Below are 26,127 nucleotides of genomic sequence, written 5' to 3'. Positions count from 1 at the left end.
AGTCGTTTTGAGTTTCGACTGTTAATGTTGCCAGTGGCAAAGGCATTGAATGTCACTGAGAGTAATAGGTAACGCGCGATCTTACGGTGCTTCGGCTGATTAACTCCGTCAGGCTCTTTTCATGTGGCTAGTTGAGAAGCACCTGTCAGTGCTGGATTTGGTTGTATTATAAGGAAGGTCTATGTGTTGTTGTGTCTCTACTTTAAGTCGCGTGCTTGGGGGTAGGGGTCGATAGTGGATCAAGATATATGATGTAAGGGTTTAGTATGTCTGACTGTATAACCTCAGGAGTTCAGATAGAATAGCGCTCTTTTTCCCCTTCAGGTTGTTCCCTCTGCTATGAGTCGTATCACGGAGAAGCAGGCTTATAAGTGGTTGATGGGCCAGCTCAGTCCTACCCGGAGCTGGTTGCTGGCATCGATCACGCTGGGCTTGATCAATGGTCTTCTGTTTCTGGCGCAAGCTGCGCTGCTGGCAAAAATTATTCATCAAATAGTGATGGAAAATGCAGTTCTTGAGTCGCTGACCAACGACTTTATTCTTACTGCAGTGATTATTCTTTTCAGGGCACTCTGTCATTGGGGTCGAGAAGTTACCGGCTTCAAAGCGGGACTGATTATCAAAGAGTCGATTCGCGGGGCTATTCTCAACAAGTTAAAAGCTCTGGGGCCTCTGGCGATTGCTGAGCAGCCTGCTGGCAGCTGGTCCACCATGGTGGTGGAGCAGGTCGAAGAACTGCAGGATTTTATAGCCCGTTATCTTCCCCAAATGGCTCTGGCCGTTTTAATTCCTCTGGTTATTCTTATTGTCGCCTTCCCACTGAACTGGACAGCTGGGCTCATTTTTCTGGGAACGGCACCGCTCATTCCTGTCTTTATGGCGCTGGTGGGGATTAAGGCTGCAGAAGCGAATCGCCGTAACTTTCAGGCATTGAACAGGCTGGGTGGTTTTTTTCTGGATCGATTGCAGGGTATGGAAACGCTCAGGCTGTTTCAACGTACCCGTCATGAACACCAATCTCTGAAATGGGCCAGTGAAGATTTTCGAATTAAAACCATGCAGGTTTTAAGGCTGGCCTTTTTGTCATCGACTGTGTTGGAGTTTTTTGCTTCTGTCTCTATCGCCATTCTTGCTGTTTATCTGGGTATGAGCTTTCTTGGCTATCTCAACTTCGGCAGCTACGGTGCAGGCGTCAGTCTTTATACCGGCTTGTTCCTGCTGTTGCTGGCGCCAGAGTTTTATCAGCCTCTGCGTGATCTCGGAACCCATTATCATGCTAAATCAAAAGCGGTAGGGGCTGCGGAGCTGATTCTTGAATTATTAGAACGAGAAGAGTCTGCACAGCATCAGGGGGCCGATTTGCTGGCGTTGGAAGCGCCAGTATCGATAGTCGCAGAAGCGTTGACGGTGCAGGGCAGTGGCGGCGGTCGGGCCTTGCTTGAGGATGTTTCCTTTAGCATCACTGCTGGTGAGCGGGTAGCGATTATTGGTCCCAGTGGGGCAGGTAAGTCAACGCTGGTGAATACCCTGATGGGTTTCTGGAACTATCAAGGTGGTATTCGTGTTGCAGGTGAAAGTCTGTCGAGTCTTTCGATGGACAACTGGCGAAAAAGAATCGCCTGGCTGGGTCAGCAGCCCCTGATTATTCATGGCTCAGTCTATGAGAATGTTTCTTTTGGCCGCGACCTGGATGAATCCCAGGTCAAACTGGCGCTGGCAAGAGCGCAAGCAATGGAGATTGTTGAGCAATTACCAGAGGGGCTTAACAGTCTCTTGCAGGAACAGGGTGGCAATCTTTCTGTAGGGCAGGCTCAACGAATAGCTCTGGCCAGGGCTATTGCAGAACCTGTAAAGCTGTTAATCCTCGATGAACCCACAGCCAGTCTGGATGCCTACAATGAGCGTCTTGTGCTGGATGCCCTTGAAGCCATTGATCCTGATTGTACGGTGATTACCGTTACCCATCGTCTTAAACAGATTGATTCGATGGACAGAGTGTTGATGCTTGATAATGGACAATTAGTAGCTGATGGTGCGCCTCAAGCACTGAAACAGGAGTCTGCAGTGGTGCAAGCTTTTGTAGCAGGGTTGGCAGGGAGTCTTGATGATGAGTGAGTTACTGCCCTATCTAAAACTGTATCGCAGGCACTGGGGAGCCTTATCCGTGGGTATGTTGCTGGCCCTGGCTACTGTGCTTTTCAGCCTCGGGTTACTGGCCTTGTCTGGCTGGTTTATTACTGCAACCGCCCTGGCCGGATTGACAGTAGCGACAGCACAGGCCTTTGACTTCTTTTCTCCCGGAGCCGGTGTTAGAGGTTTCTCAATAGGTCGCACAGCCGCTCGTTATTTTGAGCGCCTGGTGAGTCATGACGCCACTTTTAAACTACTGGCCTGGTTGCGAAGCTGGTTCTTCGAAAAATTACTTCCTCTTTCCCTGACTCAATTGAAACGCTACCGAAAGGCGGAGTTGCTGAATCGTCTGGTTGCTGATGTTGATGCTCTTGATCAGCTGTATCTGAGATTATTCAGCCCCGTGATCGCTGCGGTACTGGTGGTTGCACTGATTTCATTGGGCCTGAGTTTTTTCAGTCCTGTATTGGGTTGGGGAACGCTGCTGTTGATGGGGTTCTGGTTATTATTTCTGCCCGTGGTTTTCTATCGGCTTGGTTATCGTAGTGGAAGGTCACAGGGTGAGCTTCTGGGAGAGCTGAGGCAAAAAGCACTGGATTATTTGCAGGGTATGGCAGAGTCCAGAATTTATGGTTCGGAAACCAGGATGAGAGCACGAACCGATGCCACAGAGCAAAGCTTGCATGCTACCCAGAAAAAAATGTCCAGACTGGAGGGACTGGGTGGTTCGTTGATGGTGGCCGCTGCAGGTCTTTCCGCAGTCATCATGCTCTATCTGGCAGCTGGAGAATATCAACAGGGCGTGATTTCAGGACCTGTGATGGTGATGTCTGTCTTTGCGGTACTGGCAGGTTTTGAAGCATTGATGCCTTTGCCCGGAGCCTTTCAGTTTTTAGGGCATACCCAGCTTGCAGCGTCCAGATTGACAGAAGTTCTGGAAGAAGAGGCTATTGAATTTGGCCAGAAAAGTATTCCGGAAGCTTTTAAAGGACATATTGTTATCCAGGATGTCTTCTTTCAATACCCATCAATAGCGGGTACAGAAACAGTCGGCCCCATGATTCTGGACGGCATCAGTCTGGATATTCCTGCAGGTCAGCATTTGGCTTTGCTGGGTAAAACGGGGTGTGGCAAGTCAACACTGATACGATTATTGACCCGTCAGCTACCTGGTTTTGAAGGCAGAATTGAGCTGGGTGGGGTTGAGATTGACGAATATTCTGAGGCTGCACTCTACGAATTACTGGCTGTAATACCACAGCAGACCCATGTGTTCAGTGCCTCTCTGAGAGAGAATCTCAAAATGGCGCTGCCAGAGGCTGAGGACAGTACACTGCTGGAGACAGTCAAAACGGTAGGGCTGGATAAACTGGCTGCTGCCGAAGGTGATCAGAGTGTGCTGGATCTTTGGCTGGGGCAGGGCGGAATAGCTCTGTCTGGTGGCGAGCAGCGCAGGCTTGCAATTGCCAGAGCCTTACTGAAAAAGAGTGAAGTGTTGATCATGGATGAAGCCAGTGAAGGTCTTGATCCGGTCAGTGAAGATCATCTGATGAACCAGATCCTCAATGCATATCAGGATAAAACCGTCATTATGATCACTCATAAAAAAGCCATGTTGGAGCGCATGGATCGAGTCATACGTATGGATGGTGGACAGGTTATTTAATCGGTTTGCCGTTCCTATCCAGAGGTGTCTCAAAGTCGATCAGATAGTCATCATTGCCTTGCCAGGAGGCTTCTGTTCGTGGAACTTCTGTCAGTGTTTCGGTATCCAGAGGTAACGGGTTTCTTCCTTGCCTCTGACTGAAAAAGGCTTCGTTTTCCTGTTTTTGCTGGTCACTGATGACTTTTTTCAGCAGGTTCTGTTCTGAGAGTTGATGGCTTTCAGGATTGATGGCCAGTTCATCCCGGCAGGCTTTCAAGAGCTGAATCTGTTCACTGGGGGTGAAGTTACCTATAAAACTGTCCAGGTACATGTCTGCTGATTCTTGGCTGTGATCAAGATTGAGAAGGATTTCATTGTATTGTTCCTTTCCTTGAGCCTCATCAGGAGTGTCTGTGGAAAGGATCGGCAGGAAGTTTTGATTCTGCCCCCTGGTGTCCGATGGGTTAAGCAGCTTCACGGCTACGCTAAGGCGAAGTGACAGGCGTGCAGCATCATTGCGATTGAGGCCCAGACGGGCGAATTGTTCCATTTGCCAGGGAACCAGTTCTGCCACCAAAAAGTGATCAGGAAAGGGTTGGTCTTTTTCAATGCACCACTGGGCAAAACTATAAGGGTCTTTTTGCCAGAGTTCTCGGGCAAGGGCAGTTCGTTCGATGAGTTCTTGTTCAGGAACGTTGGCAGGAATAAAACTTTGATCAACCAGCCCAGCTCCCGCAACACTTCGGGCCCACCGGCATTCCTGAATTTCCCTTTCATTGATTCTTCTGTAACTGAGCCAGCCCTGATCTCTGAGAATATCAGCCAGCTTCAGGCCGAAATTCTTAACTTTTTTGACCACCCTGCCACCCAACCAGAGCGGTTGACTCTCCGGTTCAGGTATTGGCTGATCGGTTGGAATGCTTTCCTGGAGAAGATCCTGGCGGAGTATATTCAGGCAGTTTTCAACGCTGGTGGCCATGGTGGAGTCCCTGTAGAACCGTCCTTATTACTGTTTTAGGCATTAACTTTGTCAGTATAGAAGGCTACTTAAGCCAGGCTGTCTGGGGACTAACCCCACGATTAATCAGGTTGTAGGCAGCATCCGCTATGCCCAGCATATAGCCGGGTACTTTAAAACCCGGAATGCCGGTGTTCTTCAGCTGGTTTTCCATCTGACCACTGTTGAGGATTAACTGGCAGGCATTGAAAATGTCTGCCAGTGTTACCGGCTGACCTGGCTTGGGGGTAATGCTGCCTCTCATGCCATTTCTAAGCCATCGTGCCCGTGCCATAAAGCAGTCCAGGCAAAACTTAATATCCATGGCGCTTTTCAGCCCGGTACGATCCTTGGCGCTCTTGCAACCAATGACATTGGCATAATCCAGTAATCGACAGAGCTCGCTGGTGAGGTTGCTGGTATAAAAAGGATCTTTGGTGAGTTTGTGGTGACGATCTTTCTCGTACATGAAACGTATATAGCCGACGACTTCTTTCAGCTCATGCTTAATCTCGGGTGGAATTGAATCGTTTCTGAGAAGTGCGCCTGCTTCTCCTCCGATTTCTGACTCAGGTATCAGAGAGCCGATCAGTTCGTCCAGAGTCTCTCTGTTTATTTCGTCAGCCAGTTCCCAGGTGCCCGTCATGGCGCCCCATTTTGTATATGCCATGTTATTGCAGGGGTCTATAAAGAGATGGATTTTGGGTTTGACCTGAACTCTCTGTTCCTCACCGGAGTTATCTCTGACGGAGATAATTCGTGTGCCGTGCTCTCTCATCTGTTTAACTGTGTCCCTGACTTTCTGACACCAGATTAACTCCGGATCGTTCTTTTCATGTTCGAACAAGTTAGGACGGAGCCTGTCGGGACTGAGCAAAAGCTTGTAACAGATATCCACTTCGATTGGGTCGTGACCGGGGGTTATTATGGCTTGTGCCAGTGCTTCCGGTTTCTTTTGCAGAAGGGCGGCAAGGATCATTTCTTCCATTCGCCGCTGGGTAACTTGTTTGCGACGGGCTTCCGGTACAGCGAAGGCGTAGGGCACACCGAGACGGGTTTCCATGTAAACCGGGGCTTCAACGCCAGTCATCCTTAAAATCATATTCATGAGATTAACGGCGTGTCCGGTTTCATTGCGTTTCATCGACGGACAGAACTGGTCCTTGTATCCCGGGTAGAACATGTCTACAAAAGGTGCTGCCAGACTGGTCAGGTCGTCACTGATGTTAGGGGGCGCCAGCAGGGCTGCAGGGAGGTATTGCAACTGACAATGTTGGTATCCTTCAGGATATTTTATCATCAGTTCTTTATCGATTGGACGAGTGCCTTCCGTTTTCTGTAAGAACTTGATTAAGGTCGGCTGATACTTTTTACCCAGCTTTAAGGGGGACAGAGCTGCCAGTATTTTCTTTTGAAGTCCCAGTAATCTTGGAATCATAGGAGCAGAGGGGTCAAAGCGCACAGTAGCTTTGCTTTGTAAATCCATAATCTTTTGCCAAGCGGGATTTGAAGCCACTATAGCTTCATCCATCAGAAGCTGGATGGCTGCTGAGCATTGCAGGTTGACACTGTGCAGGAAGTTCTCTTCGGATCGACAATCAAAGCTGGCTACCACTCGCATGGCTTCCACAAAAGGCAGAATGGCTTTGTTGACTGAATTCAGGTCACTCTCAAGACAGCGTGCGAGTTCAGGCTTCAGGCCTTTTTTATCGGACGAAGTGAATCGTGTCCAGTCATCCAGTAACTCTGTTGCTCTTTCAATCAGCTGGTCAGGATTAATCAGGCCGGGTTGTTGTTCATAAATGGGTTGTTCCATTAGCTGCAATGTATCCTGGACCAGTTTTTTCCAATCTGCACGAATGCTTTCACTGGTAAACATCGGTTTAAATGAAATCAGGGTCAGAGGACGACTGGCTTTACCCTGTTGAATCAGAGCTTTGGAAGCTTCGGGCATGAGTCGTTCAACCAGAGTCTGGTGCTCGGCCAGAAAAGCTTTGAAGGTATCTTCATTCACTTCCCTTGGGTTATGGATACAGAGGTACTCGTGAGCCGATGTCTGTAAATGTTTTTTCTCATACTCTGAAAATTTCTCAAGTTTGAGGCCTCTGCTCTTCATGGCTTTTGAAAGAAGAGAGGCCTTATCGTCGAGGTTGGTGTAACGAAATTCCGGAAACAGATCATCAAGGGATATAACGGGCTCTTCCAGAGAGTCTTGCAGGGGAGCAGGCGGTGGTAAGACGCGCTCTTCATGAAGAGAAGAAGGTGTAGGTAAACTCTCGTAACCATCATCGTAAGGAATATCATCATCTTCAAAGAAGAAGGTCATTCTTTTGGCCATATCTTCTTTGAAGGTTTCTGTATTATGTGCTCCCAGTTTCTGCCTTAGCTCTTCCATAAAACCTTCATCAACATAGGCTCTCATGCTTTCGTCGACAACGGCTGTAGCCATGGAAAAGTGTCTTCTGACCCGTTCCGACGAGCCCTCGGAAGAAAAGTGTGGCGACCTCGATGTGGCAGACTGCATTGTGTGCATGCGTTTTCTGTCAAACCCTGAACTGTTGGAATCAAAGGGGTCTGAAGTGAAACTGGTCTCTGCTTGAGGCTCCTTCTCCACTGACTTTTTCATCCACTTGCCGGAGGAAGAAGGTTCAGAGTCATCATCCTTAGCCTCGCGACGCGGATTTATAGGAATATCAATAGGCTGTGTAGGCTTGGGTGGTTTTGAATCCATGGTTTTTTTTCCGGACTTTCACCTTATCAAGCTTGTATCGACAAGCTTAAATAAATCTTTATTAGAAAATCCTGTTAATTGTAATAAAAAGTCAATGTTGAGGTTGTTCTAATAATTAAACGGAAGTTGTCTTTTTTAATCAGGCTGTTTGGATAAGAACATACTAAAAAGGCGCCTCGTCAGTAAAATCTGTGGGTCATTTCCGGTTCAGGCAGCTTGCCGAGTGCATGATATAAAGCGATTTCTGCGCATTTATAGGTTCTGAATCCGTATGATTTTCTCGTAGTGAGTTTTATCTTGGTATTCAGACCCTCAACAATACCGCTGGAATACGCCTTTTTTGCCCGGAACCAGTTCAGGATGAGAGGCTTGTGTCGTCGAACAGTTTTAGCAACTTTTTTCATCGGCTCTATCTTTGATCGCATGACTCTTGTACACCAACGATCCAGATATTTTTCCGCCCAATGTGGTGAAATGTACTCCCAGAATGCCTGAAATTCTTCTCTGAGCAGGTAGGCTCTGACGCTTTTCAGGTTGTACTGAAGCACGGTGTTCAGCTTTATCTCTTCTTTCTCTGTGAGGTTTTCTTTGCGCTTGAGTAGGCACCAGCGTGTTTTTTTCAAAACAGGCTCATAACCATCGGCCTGTAGCTGCTTATGTTCAGATGCCCGGACTTCATCAATAGCCTTGTTCAACATGGCCACGATGTGGAAGCGATCCAGGATGTGCAGTGCCTGACTGGCACATTCCGCGATGGCTTTTACGTAGGGCTTCCACATATCAGAGCAGACATACTCCAATCGCTGACTACGCTCCGTACCAAAGAAAGCGAAGAAGCTTCGAATCGTAGCCTCTGTACGCTCCTGACTAACCCACAATAATCGTGTGCAACCGCGATCAATCTGGTAAACGACAGTCAGGTATTTATGGCCTGTCTGGTAGGCAACCTCATCAACGCCAATAGCCCTGACGTTATCGAGTGTACGGTGGGCCTTTCCCCATTCAACAACGTACTCAACAGCATGAAAGACTTTCTCCCATGAAGTACTGAAACTACTGGCAACCTCTTTCCACGATAACTTTTTTGCCCAATGTGCGAGGAACTGCATGTAAACTTTGGTCAGCTCCTTCTTGCCATCAGCCCATGGAACCTGTTCAACCTTTACACCACATGAATTGCATTCCACCCGTCGCATTATGTAGAGCAGGAAAACCCTGATGCCCCAGAGAGGGATAAACTCGAAGCGACGTTCAGCAAGATGATCATAGCCAGGAGCAGGCTTCTGGCATCCTGAGCAGATAGCGTGACTGTTCTTTCGTGGAACAACGGTTACATTGAATACTTCAGAACCTTGATAGAAGCCGAGCTTTACATCTTGATAAACAAATGACTTGAGTTTATGAACTTTATTGAGGATAGTTTTAATCAGCATCAGTGGTCACTTTTGTTGTTTTTTTGTCCATCAACAAAAAACTATCAAAAATTTGCTACTGATGCTTTTATCTCAAAATCTGTTCATTTTTACCCACAGTTATCCCTGAAGAGCCAAAAAGGCAAACCTGTTATTTAATAAGTCATCTGTCGTAGTTGATTGCATTCATTGAATTAAAAGGTATTTTAGTAAACACATTTAAATAAAAATGCCTTCAGGGAATTTAATCAATTTCTCAAACAATAAGGACTTTTACCGTGATAAAAAAGTCATTGAGTTATTGCGCGGCGGTTTGCTGCTCATTGCTTTTTGTTCAGGCTAGTCTGGCTGGGACCGCTTTACCTTCAAAGATGATTTTCTATGTAGAAGGAACAACCTGTCCTACCGGAAGTGCAGCAGCAACTGACGCTGCGGGACGTATGTTATTAGTCACTACCAATGTGGGGATGTGGGTAAGACATTTGGCACAGCATTAAAAGATCAAGAAGATAGAACTCATACTCACAGTGGAACCATGACGGTTAATTTGCCTTCTCACCAAGTCGCTGGTGCATCCAGTTGTTGTAATGGCCAGGCAACCAGTAAAGGGAGTCATTCCCAGTCTGTAACCAGTGGTGCATCTGCCAGTGGATTGCCATTTATTCAATTGCTTGTTTGTCAGGCTAATTAATCAGGAGCTGCTTTATGAAATCTGGAATTAACTTCCGTTTAAAAAAAGTGGCTGCATTATTAACAGCGCTTGTTTCACCTGTTTTGTTTGCCGGTGATGCATTACCCACGTTTACTATTTCTTTCTTTAATGGTGCCTGTCCAGAGGGTTGGAATAATACTTCGCTGTCTTCAGCCAATGGTCGTTTTCTTATTCCCAGCACGTAGAGAGGGTGTCTTAAAAGCCAAAATTCAAACCCAGTGAGGCGCTTTGCTCGGTGTAGAATGACACTTCATTGGGACTCTTTCCCAGCTGTCCATTTTTTCTATAAATGGGTGACACTTCTCAAACAACGCCCAGAGAAGCCAGTTGTACCATAAAATAGCGTAAATATTGGCCTTTACAGCCCTACTCAAGTTGTAAGCCAGCAAGTGCAAACCAAATTCCAGTTTAACCTTTTCCAGCCCCTTGCGACGGAAGCGGTTTAATCCCTGTACATCCCGTAAATAGGCAAACACAGGTTCAACCATCGCCTTCCTTTTGCTGATTGACAGTCAAGAGCACACGCTGCAACAAACGTCGACTGATCAGATGTCGTCTGAGTTTGGTTCCAGTGCTTCTTTCTCTGTGAGCGAAACGGTGGGTGGTGATGTGATGGAAATAGCCAAGGCTGAAGTCACCTCGACGCAGAAAACCGCTTTCACTGAGGCTGACTGTCTCTACTCTTTTTCTTCTTCTTCTCGCGACACTTTACTGGTGATTTCAAAATCCAGGGCATAACCTTCACTTTCTGATCATTGTTTGATCTTGGGATTCACCTTTTTGAAGTCAAAGGGGGTTAACAATGGATAAGTAAGAAGCGAAATGGATTTGAAAAATATAATTCATTGTCACAAAAACGCCAGAAACCTGCTGGTATCTGGCGCCTGCTCAATATAGGGAGAGTGTTGTCTCAGAGGCTTTTGGAAAAGAAAAGACTATTGGGATCTTCCTGGTAATTTCCGAAAGGCGGGCAGGGTTCAAAGCCAAAACGCTCATAGAGCTCGCAAGCGGGTTTGAAATGATCCATAGAACCTGTTTCAAGATAAACTGTTTTATATTGTCTGCGCTCCGCTTCACTGAGAATATTCTTCAACAAAGCAGAAGCCACCCCTTTTCTGAGAAAACCAGGGGAGGTCTTCATGGACTTGATTTCACCTTCATGGGGAGAAAGGGCTTTCAGTGCGCCACAACCCGCCAGGCTGCGGTTAATCCAGGCGGACCAGAAGGTGATGTCAGAGGCTCGCAATTTCTCAATATCCAGGGCATGGACACTCTCCGCAGGAGAATGTGAGTGCATATCATCCAGGTGATCCTGAAGCAGCCGGGTAATGGCCTGACCCTGCAAGTCGTCTAGTTTAATTTCCATATAAGTATTCTTATACTGCCACGTTGTCATATTTTTCCGGAAAACAGAGGCTGTGTTCCGTCGGTTGAGGCGTTACGGTCATGATCTTGACCACGTCAGGTGATTCAAATCGATGCCAGGTCTGTTTGGGCACAACGATCAGTTCACCCTCTGAGAGAGAATGAGTCTCTTCAACAGGGTTCTGAAGCATGAAAATGCTTGTCTGTCCTTCAATGACGATAACGATTTCGTCATCAGGATGTTTTTCCCACTCACTGTTGCCAGCATAGTGAGCAAGAAAAATGCCACCGTCTCTGTATTCTGCCAGTTGACAGAAGGCTTCCTGAATGTCTTTGGATTCAGGCGTTCTGTGAGGCGCTACTTTCAACTCTGAAAAGGCTTTCTGCAGGGAAAGTGGTTTACCTTTACGGGTCATTGCAATTACTCCGTGATCTACAGCTTTGCCACAGTATCTAACACTGCAGCTTAAGATTCATTGCCTGTGTTTTTGTCCTGCAGGTTTCTGAAGTCTTGGCCAGAAAAGGATCGAGGTCTTCCGCTACAGCTTCAGAAGCAATCCCCAATGTCACTTTAATACCCGCCTGACGAAGAATTTCTATTCCTTTACCACTGTTTCTTGCATCAGGATCAATCACTCCAACATACACCTCCTCTATGCCTCTTTCTACCAAGGCTTTAGCACAGGATGGAGTGCGACCATGAAAAGAGCAGGGTTCGAGTGTTACAAAAGCAACAATCCCTTTCGCATCTGCAGGAAGCTGTTTAAGTGCCATAGCTTCTGCATGTTCTTTTCCAGGCGATTGGGTATGCCCACGAGCAACGACTCTTCTGTTCTGAACCAATACACAGCCCACAGGAGGGTTAGGAGAGCAGTATCTTCTGGCCTTGCGCCCTTCTATCAAAGCTTCCCGCATAAATGAGTTGATTTGTTCAAGTAGCATCAGGGTTGTGTTCGATCAATGACAAAGTATTTGATGGTATCCAGCTCACCTTTTACTTTTTCAAGAATTTCGGAAGTGGATCGAAATCCCAGTCTGAACAGGACCTGCTCTGACTTTTTGTTTTTAGTGAGGGTTCTGGCTTTGATCTGATTAAAAGGTAACTGTCCAAAGGCATGCTGGATTAAAGCCTGTCCGGCTTCAGTACAATACCCCTGTCCCCAGTAGGGCAGGCCCAGCCAGTAACCCAGTTCCGCATTGGTGTGACTGGCATTATTCAGGCCGATGGCACCGAGCAGTTCACCTGATGATTTTAATGTAATGGCATAGACAAAAGCACTGTCGTTTTCTCTCAGGTCTTCATGGCTGCTAATCCATTTTTCTGCCAGTCCGTCAGGGTATGGGTGAGGGATATTTTCAGTCAGTCTGGCAACCTGTTCTTCTCCAGCCAGAGTTTTCACTTGTTGAGCATCTTCCAGAGTAAAAGCCCGGAGGTGTAATCGGTCTGTAAAAATCGTCTTTTCCATGATGTCAGACTCTTTTTGTGAATCCATGTTTATTATCCTGCCATGGATTACAACAAAAATCGCTGTTTTCAGAGACTTTCCAGCTTACTGGTTGTTCCAGACGTTCAGCAAAGAAGAGAAAGAGGGTTCGACAATGGAGACAATTTATATTAAATCTATGAGACGTCTTCGTACGTATCTCAGGGAGCAAAAATAGAATCTGTTCGATAGGGGGGAATGTGTCAGGTCAATAACAACACCACTTTCTACAACCACACTGGATGGAAACTCTAAAAAGGCATCATCTTCATAGCCAGAAGCAGCCATTAACGTAGGGTCTTCCGGGGGGGGATCATCTGAGTAGCGGTTCTGGAAAGAGTTCATAAAGAACATCGAGTTGGCTGTGATTGTTCTATTCCTGCTCCAGGACACCGTCAGTCTCCTTGATGATTATAATCGTATTGATGATCGGTCCGATTCTTCGGCCGACTCAGTGCGCGCCGCCCTGGAAGGTACGCCACGCCAGACCAATGAGTAACTAATCATTCGAGATGAATTCATAATGGACCTACCCTGTCAGCGATCATGTAATCATGAAACTTGAACGTTTTGATCTTAACCTGCTGAAAACCCTGCTGGTGCTTCTCCAGGAAAAAAATACCAATCGAGCAGCTGACCGTCTGGGAACCAGTCAACCTGCTGTGAGCAGAACCCTGGCAAAACTTCGGCAAGAACTGGACGACCCTCTATTTACCCGATATTCCCGTGGTCTGACGTTGACACCGCGAGCTGAACAGCTGGCCAGAGAACTGCCGGACATTATGACCAGCCTTGAATTAACCCTGCAGAAACATGTTTTTGATCCTGGTCAGCAGACTGGGAAATGGTCACTGGCTCTGAACGGTTTTTTAATCGAGAGCCACGGTTATAAAATCTATAGAGAGTTTGCGGAGCGAGCTCCCAATATTCAGCTGGAATTGCACAGTTATAGTCCCATGACTGTTGCACAGCTGATCAGTGGAGAAATGGATGCAGCGATCAACTTTTACCCTCTGGATATCTCCAAGGAACTACGGCAGTTGCCAGTGGGTTCATTAAGGTACGGACTGATTTGCAGAGCCCATCATCCCATGGCCAATAAAAAGATACCGACGTCTGATGTGTTTCGTTATGAATTGGCAGGCATGATCATACCTGATCATAATATCCGAATGATGGTGGCTCAAAAGTATGCAGACGCCGGCGTTGAGGTAAAAACACGATTCCGCAGTCAACAGTTGAACCCTATTCTTAGCATGGTTGAACAGTCGGATACATTGTTTGTTGCTCCCATTTCCCTGATGGAAAGCCTGGATCATCATAGATTCGCTTATGTTGAGGTGGATTGTGACCCTGCTATGCTCGAACAGAAACTGGCTCTGATTTTCAATCATCGACATTCATCCTCGCCCCGATACTTATGGCTTGAGTCGCTCGTAACAGAACTCTTCAAACGGCAGATGTAAACGTTCTGAACAGTTTATTAATGCTCATACCGCCTCTGATATATCACGAATATCGCTTCCCACATTGGTACCTTGCATCGATTCATTAAAAATCGCCACCTGATTATTTAATGTATTTTTCAGCTAAAAATCAGATTTCAAATCTCAACAAGCGAGGGAGTTTTCTGGTCCGGCTGAATGGCGCTTCAGGTGATTAATATGCAAGTTTCTGAAACAACGCAGGCTGCTTTGGCCGTGTTTCTGTCCGTCTCTTTTAGCTCCTGGGCCATGGGTGAGTCTCCGGAGCAGGACATTCAGGATATGTCCGACCCACTGGCAGTCTATACCCAGTTGGGCGTGGGGTATTCTGACAAAGGAATGAATATCAAAATAGGTCAAATGTACGACACAGGAAGTGAGTCGACAATGGGGATGAATGTCATTGAACTGAAAGGTCTGGCAGGGGATCTGATAGGCTGGAATGGTGGGGGTGACAAGCGACAGCAGTCTACCCGAAACAATCAGCCCGATGCTTTTCGATTCCGTAACTTTAGCGCCGACATGACGCGTGGAAGGGGCACTCAGCTTGATCTGAGTTATGACCTGCGCTCGGAAATGGGCTCGGCTTCATACAGTTTCATACAAGCGCTACCGAAAATGGGGGCTGTCACGCTTTACCCTCTGGCAGGTATGGGCGTTGCTTTTGGTAATAATGTGCAAGATGAGCAGAGTGGGTACACATTGCCCGGCGTTTTTGCCATTGCTGGTATGTATGGAAAACTCGATATTACGGATCGCATCTGGCTTAACTATAACCCCATGGTCGTAAAACCACTTTCTGGTGCTGATTTCTATATGAATGCCGGTTCTGAGACTTTGCATGAAGCGGCAGTCAGTTATCAACTGTTGCCACGATTGAATCTTCGGTATTTCGCCAACTGGAGTAATAAAACAGCATTTCAAGACGGTGATCATCGGATCGAAGTGAATTATCAGATCTGAGCTCGCATCACATTCATTCCTTTTCTATTTATAGCCGTTTTATATTCAATGAAAAAAACATACTTGTTAGTCATGCCTTTGCTTTCAATGAATGCATTTGGAGGAGGGCTGCTGCTTTCCGAAGTCGCCACTTTTGACAGTCTTTCTTCTGCTGGGGTAGGCAATGCCCTGAACCGCAATGATGCTTCAGCGGCTATGACCAGTCCGGCTGGTTTGACGCATATCAAAGCAGAGAGTTATTCCCTGGGGCTTCAATACATTAACGCCGCCTATGACTTGCGAGGCCATCAGCCACAGCTGGGCGACCTGAACACTTCAGCTTCCAGTGATCAATGGGTACCAGGTATGGCTTATGCCCGCAAGGTCAACGACAAAACTGTTTTGGCGAGCTCCCTTCATGTAGAGGGTGGGCTGGGCATGGAATACAGTAATGGCCTCAACGGTTTGAGCCTGGTGGATGAAATGGCCATCAGTACCATCAATATCCATTTCGCTGCAGGATTACAGGCTACCTCTGATCTGTCTTTTGGTGGTGCTTTGATTATTCAGCAGGCACAGGCTGATCTGCAAGCCAATGTTCTGGGCAATCGCTTAACGGCAGAAGGCTCATCGACGGCTCTTGGCTTTATGTTCTCCGCTATGTACGACCTTGGAAGTCTGACTTATATCAGCCTCAACTATAAAAGTCAGATTGACCATGATTATCGTTTGAAAACCAGCCATTCATTACCCAACCTGCCAAAGGATACTTATTGGCCTGCCGTCATAGACATGGGTATCAGTCATGACCTCAGTGATCAGGTCAACATTAAAGTGCGTGCAGCCTATGAAGACTGGAAAGCCTATGGAAAGGCCGATGGCAAGAAAATGGAATCCGTACACAGCCTGGGGGCTGCCATTCGCTACACGAAGGGGCGTTGGACCTATCAAACCGGTGTCCGTTATGACACTGAAATGATGCAGCAAAGGCATATGGCACCCGATCTTTCAGTCGGCAGGCAATGGCTGGTGGGTATGGGGGCTGAAAGGCGGCTGCGCAATGAACATCGACTCGGAATTGCCTATGAATATCGGGATATGGGCAATCCCTCTGTCCATTACGCAGTGCCTGGAGTGACAGGCCGCCTAGCCAATAACCGGCTACATCTTGTGTCGCTGTCCTATGCCTACTGAGTCGTTATACCGGACTTGATATAGGTGCCATATCAGAGATGAGATTGGTCCCGTCCATCTCAATCACTAAGATCTTTTTTCTCTCTTTCTTCGAACCTCTCAGGGGAAAAGTATGTTCCAACTTACCCGAATTGCTGCCATTGCAATGATATCTGTAGTGCCATTTGCCATGGCCAATACGTCATCACTTTCTGTGGATCAGAACAGTGTCGTCAACCCGAAAGGGGCTGTGATGGCAGAAAGTCTTAATAACAAGGACCAGCAATATACCGATGGTGCTTATGAAGTGGCACCGGGTGTCTGGTCTGTAACCGGTCTGGGCATGGATAACGTCAATGTTATTGAAACTGAAAACGGTATTGTTGTCTTTGATGGTGGCATGACTCGAGATTACGCCCGTAAAGCCATGTCATTATTGCCGGAGCGAGTGGCTGAACAGCCGGTTGTAGGGCTGATTTATACCCACTGGCATTACATTATTGGTGCAGGTGAGTGGAATGTGACGGATGACACAATGGTTGTCGCCCATAAGAATCATAATTCAGAACTGCATGCAGCCGTAGATACTGAGTCACCTCTGTCATCGGTGCGTCAGGTCAGAGCAAGTATTCAGTTGGGGGCTTTCCTGCCTAAAGAAGGCGCTGATGCTCCGTCTGTCACAGGGCAGGCTGATGTCACTGTAGATGACATCAGTAAATATGTAGCACCCAACAAGCTGGTGGGAGATGGAGAAACCTCCATCATTATTGACGGAGTCGAGTTTGTTACCCATGCAGGACATACGGATACCCTGGATGGTATTAGCATTTATGTGCCGTCTAAAAAGGTCAGTGTTGATAATACCTACTGGGCTCATGGACTGTTTAACTTCTCTACATTAAGGGGCGATCGCTGGCGCGATATCGATCTGCTGGAACAGGCGGCACAATGGTTGCTGGATCAGGATATAGAACACAGCTTGAAAGTACACGGTAAGCCCGTGACGGGTAAAATCTTCAAGGCTCAGCTAAGTGATCAGATGGGCACTATCAAGGCTTTAGTGGAAGAAACAGAAAAAGCCATTGGTCAGGGTATGGCACCGGATGAAATACAGTATCAAGTTAAACTGCCGAAAGAGCTGGCCGAGTCACCCCACCTTGAAGAAAACTACGGTGAGTTTTCTTACCATACACGACGCTATTACAACCATGTAATGCATTGGTTCGGGAATGATTCTATTGAACTACACCCTCTGCCAAGAAACGACGAAGCCAACAAGATGATTGAAGCCATGGGCGGTATGGACACCGTTGTTAAGCGTGCTGAAAAAGCCGGGAAAAAAGGTGAATACCAGTGGTCGGCGCAACTGGCTACCTACGCCATACGTGCCGGCAGTATTGAGGCCAGGCAGGTCAAAGCCAATGCTCTGAGAAGTATGGCGCAGAAAGCAACAGCATCCAACACCCGAAACTGGATGTTAACCCACGCTCTGGTATTGGAAGGAAAGCTTGAGTTGCCCATTGTGCTCACAGGCGATTATTAAGGGGGTATAAATAAAGCCGGGAGTGGATGAGTCTGCTCCTGGTGGTCTTTGTTGTACAATTTTACGGCTTTTGATACCTGTTCTTGGCTTCTTTCAAAGTCAGAAACTCCCGCTGCATCACATCCACTTCTGAATATTTAAGTGAACCAGTTCTCATGACACCTAAAGAGGTTGTGAACTGGTTCATGTATTCCCTGATCGGTAACTTGTCAGAAAATACATTTAATGAATTGTATACAGTATTCGCTTTGTGAGAAGAGTGATTAACAGGGCAGAGTGTGGGTCAGAACAATAAAAAATCAACCAAGAAATTTTATTAAGAATGCATTCTTGATATTGAAGCAAGCGACATGACAAAGTTTCCGACTCGGATTGTTGGCTGATTGTCCCTTTGTCGACCAGACTTTATCTTACTTTTAAGGGGCAGGTTCTGGCATGCAGTTAAAAACCAACACTTTTTGCCGGGTCGTTTTTCTTTGTTTTCTCTTCTCAACTTCAGCTCTCTCAGACAATAAAATTCCAGTCGAAATGCAATTAAATACCGAGAGTATGGGGCTGCTGGATGCTGGATTTCCCTCCGATCATCTGAAGGTCAACGGCTCTCCTGAATGGCGTAGCTGGTTCTATCCGGGCTTTTCCTGGCCGATGAACCTGATTGAAAGCCGATATTATTATTCAGCACAGCTCTATGGTGGAGGTTTCTCACCGGTTGGTACGCTTTATCTGCGTTTTGATCAGCAGGCGATATCAGATTCTGATGTCTGCAAGCAGCCAGACTGCAAAAAAAGCAGATCTATTGAGCTGATTAACCTGACAGAAGGCAGTCAAGAGTACGGGCAGAGCAGGGAGGTTGATTTTACTCTGTCTAAGCTGGGATTTGATCAGTTCGAAAGTGTATTGCAGGTCAGACCTGCCGGCCCATTGCTCAAGGAGAAGAACACCTATGTGCTCCTGGTATACGATCACTTTCTTTTACTACCTTATCAATTACAGCAATCTTCACTCATTCGCAAACTGTTGTCAGAGAAAGAATTTCCTGACGGCGGAGCGCTTTATCAAGCCTATCAGCCTTTAAGGGACTTTATTAAAGCCGGAGGCGTAAAGTCTTCCCATATTGCCGCAGCACTGGTCTGGACAACCGGAGAGCCTACCCGACATCTGCGGGAACAGGTTGAACGCGTCATTCAGCAGAGCGAACAATATCGGAGTTACAAAATAGAAGGTGCTGATGACACTCTGAGTACGGATGAAGTCTGTATTATTAAAGGAAGCTGGCAGGCGCCGTTGTTTGTTGAAAAGGGGCCAGCTTACTATAGCGAGTCGGGTCTTCATCTTGGTGCAGATGGTTTGGTCACGGCAAAAGAGATCAGAACTGTAGATTTCTATCTATCCGTTCCGAAAAACAACTCAATGCCTGTGAAGGGGTTTCCGCTACTCATATATAATCAGGGAACAGAAGGCAGAGCCACCCAGTTTCGTACCCGTGGGCAAGTTCAGAAAGAAGGCATAAAGGATTATCTGACGAAACCCCGTCCGGGGAATGTTGCAGAAACTGCGGCAAGGCAAGGGTACGCTTCTGCCGCCATGGCCAATTATATGGGTGCGGAATATTGCAAGAAAGAGGCTCCGTCTCTTCAGCTGGAAGCAGGTTGTCCGTTTGTAGCCTATAACCCCGCGACACCGGTCACCATGGTAGCCTCTTTCTATCAGATGGTCTTGGAACGTGTACTTTTCCGTCGTATGGTGCAATCCATTACCTTGAGTCACCATCAGCTGTGTAAGGGTATGCCATTATCGGAGTTTTCTGTTGATCCTGACATCCATGTACTGATGGGTCAGTCTCTGGGTTCAATGGTGGCAGGTGCTTTGATAGCGACAGACAGCAAACCCTATCAGGGGGCGATTTTATCGGGGGCAGGTAATTACGGGTTGGGACTGGCTATAGAGTTTTCGAAATACAAACTGGGGTCTATTCAGGAAGGCTTTTTCTTTCAGGAAAGTGCAGGTGCAATCACCGGCAATCTATTTCATCCCGTCTGGGCTATGGCGGAAGATGGACTGTCAGCGTCTAATGTCGCCCTGCATCTCAATCGTATGACTCAATCGCAGCAACTCAATACTCATGTTCTCGTCTTGGAAGGGACATTCGATTCAATGGTTTCGGTTCATATGCAGAAGGAACTATTGAGAGGGCTGGAGGTGGATCTGGCGGGTTCGATTCTTCCCGATCTGCCCGACAGTCAAAAACTTCTACCTGAGATAGAGGCTTATGGTGGTGTGTACAGTAAATGTGTTAGCGGAAACAGGAAGAATCATTCTACAGGAAGGCTTCTGACACTGGCAGCGATCCAGTACCCAAGTGACAATGTACTTTCAGGGCATGATGTCGCCTTCCAGTTACCTGAAGCGAGAGCTCAGTGCAGCCATTTTTTGCAGGCAGTTAAAGAAGGGAAAATACCTGCTATAGGAGGGCAGGGGTGTCAGTCGGTTACAACGGACTGCTACTGTGAAGAAGCAGAGAATTTGCCAATAAGATAAAAAGTGGAGGCGTAAAACTGACTTATTCTCAGCCATGATTAAAGGTCATCCGGATCAGGTGGCTTTACAGACATTATCATTGGTCAGCAGGATGACTCGCTCCATCATAGGTGGGAGTATTCTCGATCTTTAGTGGATTGATATTCTTCAGGCAGGCGACATTGATATCGTATTGATCTGGATTGGATCGACGCTGATGGTGAGTATAGATTCCACACTTCGAACAGAAATAATGCCTGGCTGTCTTGGTATTGAACTGATAGAGATTGAGGTCAGCCGCGTAGTTCACTCTTCACTCTGTATGGAAGATAGATAAGGGAGTATGTAAAATGGCGAAAGATCAGTGGTGGTACTCAAAGCGCGGTCGGTCAAAAGTGTCGGGACACATTTGCAAGTCTGAAAAAGACTTGCAGGCTTCATGGTGTGTCATTCTTCTGGTATCTGAAGGATCGAATCTCCGGAGCCGAAATTATTCCCCGTTTATCAGAGGTGGTGAGGAAAAATCGGCTCAGTTGACGAGCAAATCTGCCTACGGATTTTGAGCAGTTACGCTATTGGTCACCTTACAGAGTGATTTTACTCTCTTAGGGTTTGTCTCAAAATAAATTCCCTATTAGAGCATGGGCTCCGTTCACCCTGAGCCTGTCGAAGGGTGGTGGCTCTGGGCTTCGACAGGCTCAGCCCGAACGGGGTTTGTTCAAATAAGGAAGTTATTTCCGGACTATTCCTTAGAGAGATATTCAGAACTACTGCTTCACATCAGGTTGAAGAAAAGTCAGCCCTTATCCAATTTATGTGCGCTTTAGAAAACTTTACTTCCAAGTTTTGCGTTTTCCATTGGAGTAATAAATGTTGCTTCGCCGCTATCAGCTTTAGGGTATTGAACACCTAAAATAAGAACTTCTGACACAACTGATCCCATTGCTCTTGGTTCAAAGTTTAATACTCCAAGGACTAATTGATTCTTAATATCATCAGCAGAAGTTTTAGTAAATCGTCCATAGCTTGTTTTTACACCGAACTTTCCAAAATCAACGATCATTTTGTAGGTTGTTTTTGGTGTTTTTTCTTCAAGCTCTACTTCGATGATTTTACCTACACGAATGTCTAGTTTTTCTAATGAATTTTCGAATGAAACTATTGGTTTTAACTCTTTAGCCATACAAGTAACCCATTCCTTTACCAGTGAATGAAAAGTTTGCATCTATTGATGCCTGTCCCAATTAGGTTGTAGCTTGACAGAAGCTTTATGTTGCAATGGATTAGGTGATTTTTCTCACTGGCCAACTTTAGACAATGCTGCCTAATCATTGGCTTGATGCCGATTTTCATCGTATTTTACAATTTAAATCGTATCTAAACTGGAAATAAATGACAAGAAATAACCTATTGTAACCATGAAAAGCCATACCTTAAAAACCCATGTTATAACAGTTTAAAAATTGCCGAGAGGCTGAATAGATACGATACAAAGTTTAGCTTGATATTGGCGAAGCGCATAACCGTTTAGTTAAGAGGCAGTGCCTCAGATGCTGTATACAGCAGCAAAACGGGATCGGTCGCTGCAATTCAACAACCTGCTTCATCCTATTACTCCTGAGCTGCTGGTGAAGGCATGCCATCGCCTGAACCGCAAAGCGTCCAAAGGGGTAGACGATGCTTGGAACACCTCAAGGGACGGTTATTTCCTCATTACCGGCGAATATCTACCTCCACTATGTTATGGGATCTATGGGCTCACCAGTGGCGCAGGAAGCAGACCAGAGGTGAGGCATGCATCGTCCGCTTTGCGGACGACAGTGTGATGGAATACCAGTATCGGTCAGATGCGCTTCATTTTATGGAACTACTGCATTGACGGCTGGAAAAGTTTGGTCTGTAAGGTGAATACAGGTAAAACCCGATTGCTGGAATTTGGCCGGTTTGCGGCAGGCAACAGAAAGCAGAAGAACCGGCCAGAACCGGAGACATTCGACTTTCTGGGCTTTACGCATATCTGTTAAACAAGGCGCTCATATGAGGGCTTTACGATAAAACAGTTTACCTGTGCGAAAAAGTTGACGGCCAAGCTGAAGGAGGTCAAACAGACCTTGCTGAGAATTCGCCACAGGGATATCTTTGAACAGGGGAAATGGTTGAAAAGCATCGTACAAGGGCGCAACAACTACTTTGCGGTGCCCGGAAACCTGAAAGCGGTAAACCTCTTCAGAAGAGAAATCTTTCGCTATTGGTTAAGGTTACTGCGAAAGCGCAGTCAGCGCCACACCCTGACGTGGACAAAGATGACGAAGTTCAGCAACGCTCTGTAATTTTCTGTTTTACTGACCAGAGGCTCGCACCTTGAGAGGCTAGCTTGGTTCTGGCGGGAATATTTGGGAAGAAGTGAAACCAGTGTCGTCGAAAGTACTTCCAGATTTCAATGTCTTTGTGATAACCGAGCCACTCTCCAACAATTTCCATAGTAATCACCTCGCTGTCGCTGAGCTTCGGCTTATAGCCACGGGTGCGAATGGGGTTGGGAAAAAGCTCTTTGTACAAATCATCGATCAGACAATAAGTATTGATGATAAACTCTTCTGCGGGCATGGCTGTCACCGGCTATTTGCCAATCTGCATAAACTCAGATTTTGGTATAGTCATGCCTTATTAAAAGTCAAAAAAGTCGGTCTTCGCGTGAACCTTTTGTTCTTGCAGTGACAGCTCAACTTCAGAAACGAACCAAGGGGATTCGATACCCAATATTTGAGAATAGAGTTGCTTATCACGCATCGATGCATCCTTGCATTAAGTGCTTCAGATTATGCTAAACCACCCACTCAAATTGAGGAAGAGCCCAATTTTTGAGCCCCACACCGAATGGATCAGCAAAGGCAAGGCAGGAACGCTGGTGGAACTTGGATTACTTGATGCAACCATTAAGGCTATCATAGCCTTTCATCAGACTCATAGGCGTTAAATTCTGATTGAAATTTCTCAAAAATTTCTTTGATTTTGGCTGAAGTAGGGCGTTTTTTTTCGGTTCGTGATGCAAGAGCCATAATCACTCCAAGAAACCATGAATATTCTCTCGAGAAGGCCAGTTTTTTAATATCAAACTTATCAATAGATAATTGACTGTAATCTTGTCTCTTATAAATCAGATTGTTAGTGATTGCTAATATGTGAAGAAAAAAATAATGATATCTGTCTGGAATGGCTTCATCATCTGGTATTGCCATTAAGCCCTGAAACTCCCTTCCATCATCTCTTTTCATCTCATCATAAGCGAGCAGATAAAAAACAATAATAGAAAATGCATACACATCCCTGAGACTGCGATCTGTGCCATGACGGTAAGGTCTAAACACTTCAGCAGGCCTGAAGCCTTGAGTTCCCGATTCGACTCTGGATCTCTCGTTACAACGAAAAGAAATACCAAAATCAATAATCTTAACAGATATCTGAGAGTACCCTCTGGGTTTAGAGAAGTGTTCAATTACAATATTGGGTGGCTTGATATCTGCATGCACACAGTTTTCTGAATGGAGATAGGCAATTCCATCTATTAACTGCTGGCAGATAATAAATGCTACCGGCTTCAGAAGGTTAAGTTTGGAATCATTAATATATTCCTGAAGGCTTATGCCGCCGTTTTGAAGAAACAGCATTTCGACTGTATATGGCCACTCGTCAAGCGAGCCCTGTTCTGATTTGTCACTGTTTGTTAACTCTAGAGTCAACACTGCATCAGAGTCGCTTGTTGTCTCTTGTGTCAACTTTTCAACAGAGTTGCTTGCTGTTTTTGATTTCTGTTCAGTTGGTTTTATCTGGGCAAACCCAAACAGCGAAATAACATTTTTATGATTTAGTCGTTTGAGCCAGTACACCTCGGTTGCCATCTGACGTCTTACGCTACTGCTATCTTCTTGTAACTCTGTCAGAGAACCTCCTTTAGGTAAAGCGGATTTTACCACCAATGATTTACCATAGTGGATGAAGGCTTTTCTCCTCTCTGTTGCTTTAACTGCTGCTGTATCTGCTGCTGTAACTATTTCGTCCTCATTTTTATGTAGAAAAGTTTTTGCTGAGTCCTTTATTTCCGCGATCTTCTGTTTATTAAAATAATACAGGGTAACCACCCCCTCTGGATCTTTCAGCTCTTCAGAATCCGTATCATTCCCCCCGTTTTCTGGTTGGTCAATGTTGGGGGGCGGAGTGGAACCAGAATCAGTTGTGTTTGCCACGATTACGCCAGGAACTGTATAGATGCTCACACCATCTGAGTTTTCAGGTGGTGATTCAATCGCAATGTCGTATCCGACAATATTGTCAGAAAAGCTTTGATTAAACTGCTGCAATGCTTCATCAATCAGAGAGTGGCTGGCCGTTTCTTCAAAGAGTTGCTCCTGTTTATATTGTTGGATTTCTTCTTCGCTTGATATTTTTTTTGAGCTCAATATCCAATTGATAAACTGCTCAATCCGACTATCACCCGCTGAATAGTCATAGCGCCACTCTTCCAGAAGGTCTTCATCCGGATTGGTTATGATCTCTGAAAAATCTGTTTGTGCTTCAAATACAGGGTAAAGCAGGGACGACAGTATAAGTAGGCGAGACATCTGCGAAGAGTGTGTAACAGACTCTTCTGTTAGAGTTGGTGAGCCAATCAGGGGGGGAGATAAAATATAAAACGCCAATAAATACGTACGATAGTGTTTTTTCAAAACGCATTACCTGAATTTAATTAACTCAGAAAAAGATATGAATTGTAACTATTCAGCACCCAGTTAAGCCTGTTGGCTAGTGCCTTGTTCTTTGCTTCCAGCATTGCTACCCGCTCAGTCAGACTGGCGATCTGCTCCTGTTGCTCACTCACGATTGCAAGGAGGGTAACTATAATCTGAAATTCAGGAGCGGGTTGACTCATGACAATACGTGTTAGGAAAACTGTATTTCAAGATGGTATAAAATCAAGAAAATTCCAGTTCGGGAGCATAGGGATATCCATAAACCAATGGCACTGACTTAGGATTTGTCCCAAAATAACTTCCCGATTTTCACCCGGACTCCGTTCGCCCTGAGCCTGTCGAAGGGTTATGGCATTGGGCTTCGACAAGCTCAGCCCGAACGGATTTTGAGCAGATTTGAATAAGGAAGTTATTTTAGGACTACTCCTTAAGCCGCTTTTCACTGGCACACCTTGTGCCTAAACAAACTGAGGGTCTTTAGTGGAGGGAAGTCCCTGACTCTGCCACCGGTGTACTGTGACTGGAAATTATCAAGATTCTCTTTGGTGAGTATGTCAGAAAGCATATCGTCTCCGGTCAGCGCGTATTGTTTGAGTAGTACCAAACAGGAAGCGGAGTCTGTGCTGGAACAGGTCAGACGGCGTTTAAAAGACAGTGGTCTGACGCTACATCCGGAAAAGACGAAGCTGGTCTACTGTATGGATGAAGACCGACCGGAAAAGCATGAAAACACGGCGTTTTACTTTCTGAGCTACACCTTTCGCCCAAGGTTGGCCAGAAACCGGTATGGGAAGTTCTTTGTCAGCTTTCTGCCTGCGATAAGCAAAACTTCTGCCCAGCATATCCGGGATACAATTAGAGAGCTGGAAGTTCCGACCAAGCGATCACTTTACTCGCTTAATGAGCTGGCAAAGCTGATCAATCCCTATGTGCAGGGCTGGATCAATTACTACGGGAAATTCTACCCATCAGAATTGAAGAAAGTTCTGAACTATGTGGAAGAAACACTGGTTCGCTGGTTGATGGGCAAATACAAGAAATTGAGGGGACGAAAAAGATGGGCTTCCCGGTGTTTGGGGAAAGTCGCTAAACGAAGCCCATGGTTAATGGCACACTGTCGCATTGGCTGTGTGTCACCGGTTGGATAAGAAGAGCCGGATGAAGGGAGACCTTCATGTCCGGGTCTGTGAGCAGCTGAGGGGGAGGGTCCCTTGGTTGACTCGACTGGGAAGGGTTGAAGAAAA

The 26,127-nt window shown here is 46.2% G+C and carries 26 protein-coding genes; 13 read left to right on the top strand and 13 right to left on the bottom strand.

The features are described 5' to 3' along the window. Positions 1 to 339 precede the first annotated feature (339 nt). Complete coding sequence (cydD, locus tag GZ78_RS09125; RefSeq protein WP_034834903.1) at positions 340 to 2,115, top strand: heme ABC transporter permease/ATP-binding protein CydD; 1,776 nt, start codon at positions 340 to 342, stop codon at positions 2,113 to 2,115. Further along, positions 2,105 to 3,796, top strand: a complete 1,692-nt coding sequence (gene cydC, locus GZ78_RS09120; RefSeq protein ID WP_081869760.1) for a heme ABC transporter ATP-binding protein/permease CydC — start codon at positions 2,105 to 2,107, stop codon at positions 3,794 to 3,796. Before cydD ends, cydC begins: the two co-directional genes overlap by 11 nt. Here cydC and GZ78_RS09115 read toward each other — a convergent pair. From GZ78_RS09115 to GZ78_RS09105, 3 genes are all read right to left on the bottom strand, one after another. Further along, positions 3,789 to 4,754, bottom strand: coding sequence for a hypothetical protein (locus tag GZ78_RS09115; protein WP_034834901.1), 966 nt, complete (start codon positions 4,752 to 4,754; stop codon positions 3,789 to 3,791). The genes cydC and GZ78_RS09115 overlap by 8 nt on opposite strands. A 64-nt stretch (positions 4,755 to 4,818) precedes the next feature. Next, positions 4,819 to 7,503, bottom strand: coding sequence for an inositol phosphate phosphatase SopB (locus GZ78_RS09110; protein ID WP_034834899.1), 2,685 nt, complete (start codon positions 7,501 to 7,503; stop codon positions 4,819 to 4,821). Positions 7,504 to 7,682: 179 nt separating this feature from the next. Further along, positions 7,683 to 8,936, bottom strand: coding sequence for an ISL3 family transposase (locus tag GZ78_RS09105; protein ID WP_034834897.1), 1,254 nt, complete (start codon positions 8,934 to 8,936; stop codon positions 7,683 to 7,685). A 448-nt stretch (positions 8,937 to 9,384) separates the two neighbouring features. Here GZ78_RS09105 and GZ78_RS28850 point away from each other — a divergent pair, with 448 nt between their 5' ends. Both GZ78_RS28850 and GZ78_RS09100 read left to right on the top strand, forming a co-directional pair. Beyond that, positions 9,385 to 9,606 carry a hypothetical protein gene (locus GZ78_RS28850; RefSeq protein WP_152558636.1) on the top strand — a complete coding sequence of 74 codons (222 nt, stop codon included), beginning with the start codon at positions 9,385 to 9,387 and terminating at the stop codon, positions 9,604 to 9,606. 14 nt (positions 9,607 to 9,620) lie between these two features. Then, positions 9,621 to 9,812 (top strand): hypothetical protein, encoded by a 192-nt coding sequence (locus GZ78_RS09100; RefSeq protein ID WP_034834894.1) that lies wholly within the window; start codon positions 9,621 to 9,623, stop codon positions 9,810 to 9,812. A gap of 24 nt (positions 9,813 to 9,836) precedes the next feature. Here the strand turns inward: GZ78_RS09100 and GZ78_RS09095 are convergent, their stop codons facing one another. Further along, on the bottom strand, positions 9,837 to 10,115 hold the full coding sequence (locus GZ78_RS09095; RefSeq protein WP_034834893.1) for a transposase: 279 nt from the start codon (positions 10,113 to 10,115) through the stop codon (positions 9,837 to 9,839). A gap of 10 nt (positions 10,116 to 10,125) precedes the next feature. On the opposite strand from GZ78_RS09095, the gene GZ78_RS09090 reads away from it, so the two are divergent. Continuing rightward, the gene (locus tag GZ78_RS09090; RefSeq protein ID WP_034834887.1) at positions 10,126 to 10,365 is read left to right on the top strand and encodes a hypothetical protein; all 240 of its coding nucleotides are present in this window, start codon (positions 10,126 to 10,128) and stop codon (positions 10,363 to 10,365) included. Between the two features lie 172 nt (positions 10,366 to 10,537). Here GZ78_RS09090 and GZ78_RS09085 read toward each other — a convergent pair whose 3' ends face one another. The 4 genes from GZ78_RS09085 to GZ78_RS09070 are packed head-to-tail and all read right to left on the bottom strand — an operon-like array spanning position 10,538 to position 12,485. After that, the gene (locus GZ78_RS09085; protein WP_034834885.1) at positions 10,538 to 10,993 is read right to left on the bottom strand and encodes a GNAT family N-acetyltransferase; all 456 of its coding nucleotides are present in this window, start codon (positions 10,991 to 10,993) and stop codon (positions 10,538 to 10,540) included. Between the two features lie 10 nt (positions 10,994 to 11,003). Further along, positions 11,004 to 11,408: a cupin domain-containing protein gene (locus tag GZ78_RS09080; RefSeq protein WP_034834884.1), complete on the bottom strand. Its 405-nt coding sequence runs from the start codon at positions 11,406 to 11,408 to the stop codon at positions 11,004 to 11,006. Positions 11,409 to 11,445: 37 nt separating this feature from the next. Continuing rightward, positions 11,446 to 11,934, bottom strand: a complete 489-nt coding sequence (locus tag GZ78_RS09075) for a bifunctional diaminohydroxyphosphoribosylaminopyrimidine deaminase/5-amino-6-(5-phosphoribosylamino)uracil reductase RibD (protein ID WP_051785986.1) — start codon at positions 11,932 to 11,934, stop codon at positions 11,446 to 11,448. After that, positions 11,934 to 12,485 carry a GNAT family N-acetyltransferase gene (locus tag GZ78_RS09070; protein ID WP_081869759.1) on the bottom strand — a complete coding sequence of 184 codons (552 nt, stop codon included), beginning with the start codon at positions 12,483 to 12,485 and terminating at the stop codon, positions 11,934 to 11,936. Before GZ78_RS09070 ends, GZ78_RS09075 begins: the two co-directional genes overlap by 1 nt. Before the next feature lie 545 nt (positions 12,486 to 13,030). Between GZ78_RS09070 and GZ78_RS09065 the strand changes: the two genes are divergently transcribed. From GZ78_RS09065 to GZ78_RS09045, 5 genes are all read left to right on the top strand, one after another. Continuing rightward, a complete protein-coding gene (locus tag GZ78_RS09065) occupies positions 13,031 to 13,942 on the top strand; it encodes a LysR family transcriptional regulator (protein WP_034834883.1) in 912 nt (303 codons plus the stop codon). Positions 13,943 to 14,140: 198 nt separating this feature from the next. Continuing rightward, positions 14,141 to 14,923 (top strand): hypothetical protein, encoded by a 783-nt coding sequence (locus tag GZ78_RS09060; RefSeq protein WP_034834882.1) that lies wholly within the window; start codon positions 14,141 to 14,143, stop codon positions 14,921 to 14,923. 48 nt (positions 14,924 to 14,971) lie between these two features. Next, on the top strand, positions 14,972 to 16,096 hold the full coding sequence (locus GZ78_RS09055) for an OmpP1/FadL family transporter (protein WP_081869758.1): 1,125 nt from the start codon (positions 14,972 to 14,974) through the stop codon (positions 16,094 to 16,096). Between the two features lie 112 nt (positions 16,097 to 16,208). Beyond that, positions 16,209 to 17,618 (top strand): alkyl sulfatase dimerization domain-containing protein, encoded by a 1,410-nt coding sequence (locus GZ78_RS09050; protein WP_034834880.1) that lies wholly within the window; start codon positions 16,209 to 16,211, stop codon positions 17,616 to 17,618. Between the two features lie 435 nt (positions 17,619 to 18,053). Beyond that, complete coding sequence (locus GZ78_RS09045) at positions 18,054 to 20,156, top strand: hypothetical protein (RefSeq protein ID WP_034834879.1); 2,103 nt, start codon at positions 18,054 to 18,056, stop codon at positions 20,154 to 20,156. A 76-nt stretch (positions 20,157 to 20,232) separates the two neighbouring features. Here GZ78_RS09045 and GZ78_RS28295 read toward each other — a convergent pair whose 3' ends face one another. Continuing rightward, on the bottom strand, positions 20,233 to 20,445 hold the full coding sequence (locus GZ78_RS28295; protein ID WP_081869757.1) for a GFA family protein: 213 nt from the start codon (positions 20,443 to 20,445) through the stop codon (positions 20,233 to 20,235). 513 nt (positions 20,446 to 20,958) lie between these two features. After that, positions 20,959 to 21,318, bottom strand: a complete 360-nt coding sequence (locus GZ78_RS09035) for a t-RNA-binding domain-containing protein (protein ID WP_034836239.1) — start codon at positions 21,316 to 21,318, stop codon at positions 20,959 to 20,961. 664 nt (positions 21,319 to 21,982) lie between these two features. On the opposite strand from GZ78_RS09035, the gene GZ78_RS30265 reads away from it, so the two are divergent. Continuing rightward, positions 21,983 to 22,159 (top strand): hypothetical protein, encoded by a 177-nt coding sequence (locus tag GZ78_RS30265; RefSeq protein ID WP_236631517.1) that lies wholly within the window; start codon positions 21,983 to 21,985, stop codon positions 22,157 to 22,159. A gap of 87 nt (positions 22,160 to 22,246) precedes the next feature. Next, a complete protein-coding gene (locus GZ78_RS28845; RefSeq protein WP_152558634.1) occupies positions 22,247 to 22,465 on the top strand; it encodes a hypothetical protein in 219 nt (72 codons plus the stop codon). Here the strand turns inward: GZ78_RS28845 and GZ78_RS09025 are convergent. The 3 genes from GZ78_RS09025 to GZ78_RS09020 form a co-directional block, all read right to left on the bottom strand. After that, entirely contained in the window at positions 22,449 to 22,742 is a 294-nt protein-coding gene (locus tag GZ78_RS09025) for a hypothetical protein (RefSeq protein WP_034834876.1), read from the bottom strand. The two genes, GZ78_RS28845 and GZ78_RS09025, sit on opposite strands and share 17 nt — an antisense overlap. Before the next feature lie 60 nt (positions 22,743 to 22,802). Further along, complete coding sequence (locus GZ78_RS30640; protein ID WP_269078753.1) at positions 22,803 to 22,925, bottom strand: hypothetical protein; 123 nt, start codon at positions 22,923 to 22,925, stop codon at positions 22,803 to 22,805. A gap of 155 nt (positions 22,926 to 23,080) precedes the next feature. After that, positions 23,081 to 24,859, bottom strand: coding sequence for a protein kinase domain-containing protein (locus GZ78_RS09020; protein WP_152558633.1), 1,779 nt, complete (start codon positions 24,857 to 24,859; stop codon positions 23,081 to 23,083). A gap of 614 nt (positions 24,860 to 25,473) precedes the next feature. Here GZ78_RS09020 and GZ78_RS09010 point away from each other — a divergent pair. Further along, positions 25,474 to 26,031 carry a group II intron maturase-specific domain-containing protein gene (locus GZ78_RS09010; protein ID WP_236631516.1) on the top strand — a complete coding sequence of 186 codons (558 nt, stop codon included), beginning with the start codon at positions 25,474 to 25,476 and terminating at the stop codon, positions 26,029 to 26,031. Positions 26,032 to 26,127 lie beyond the last annotated feature (96 nt).

Origin of the sequence: Endozoicomonas numazuensis, from assembly GCF_000722635.1 — a bacterium.
Taxonomy (GTDB): domain Bacteria; phylum Pseudomonadota; class Gammaproteobacteria; order Pseudomonadales; family Endozoicomonadaceae; genus Endozoicomonas_A; species Endozoicomonas_A numazuensis.
Note: the sequence above shows the minus strand (reverse complement) of the source record. Positions and strands in the feature narration are given on the sequence as shown.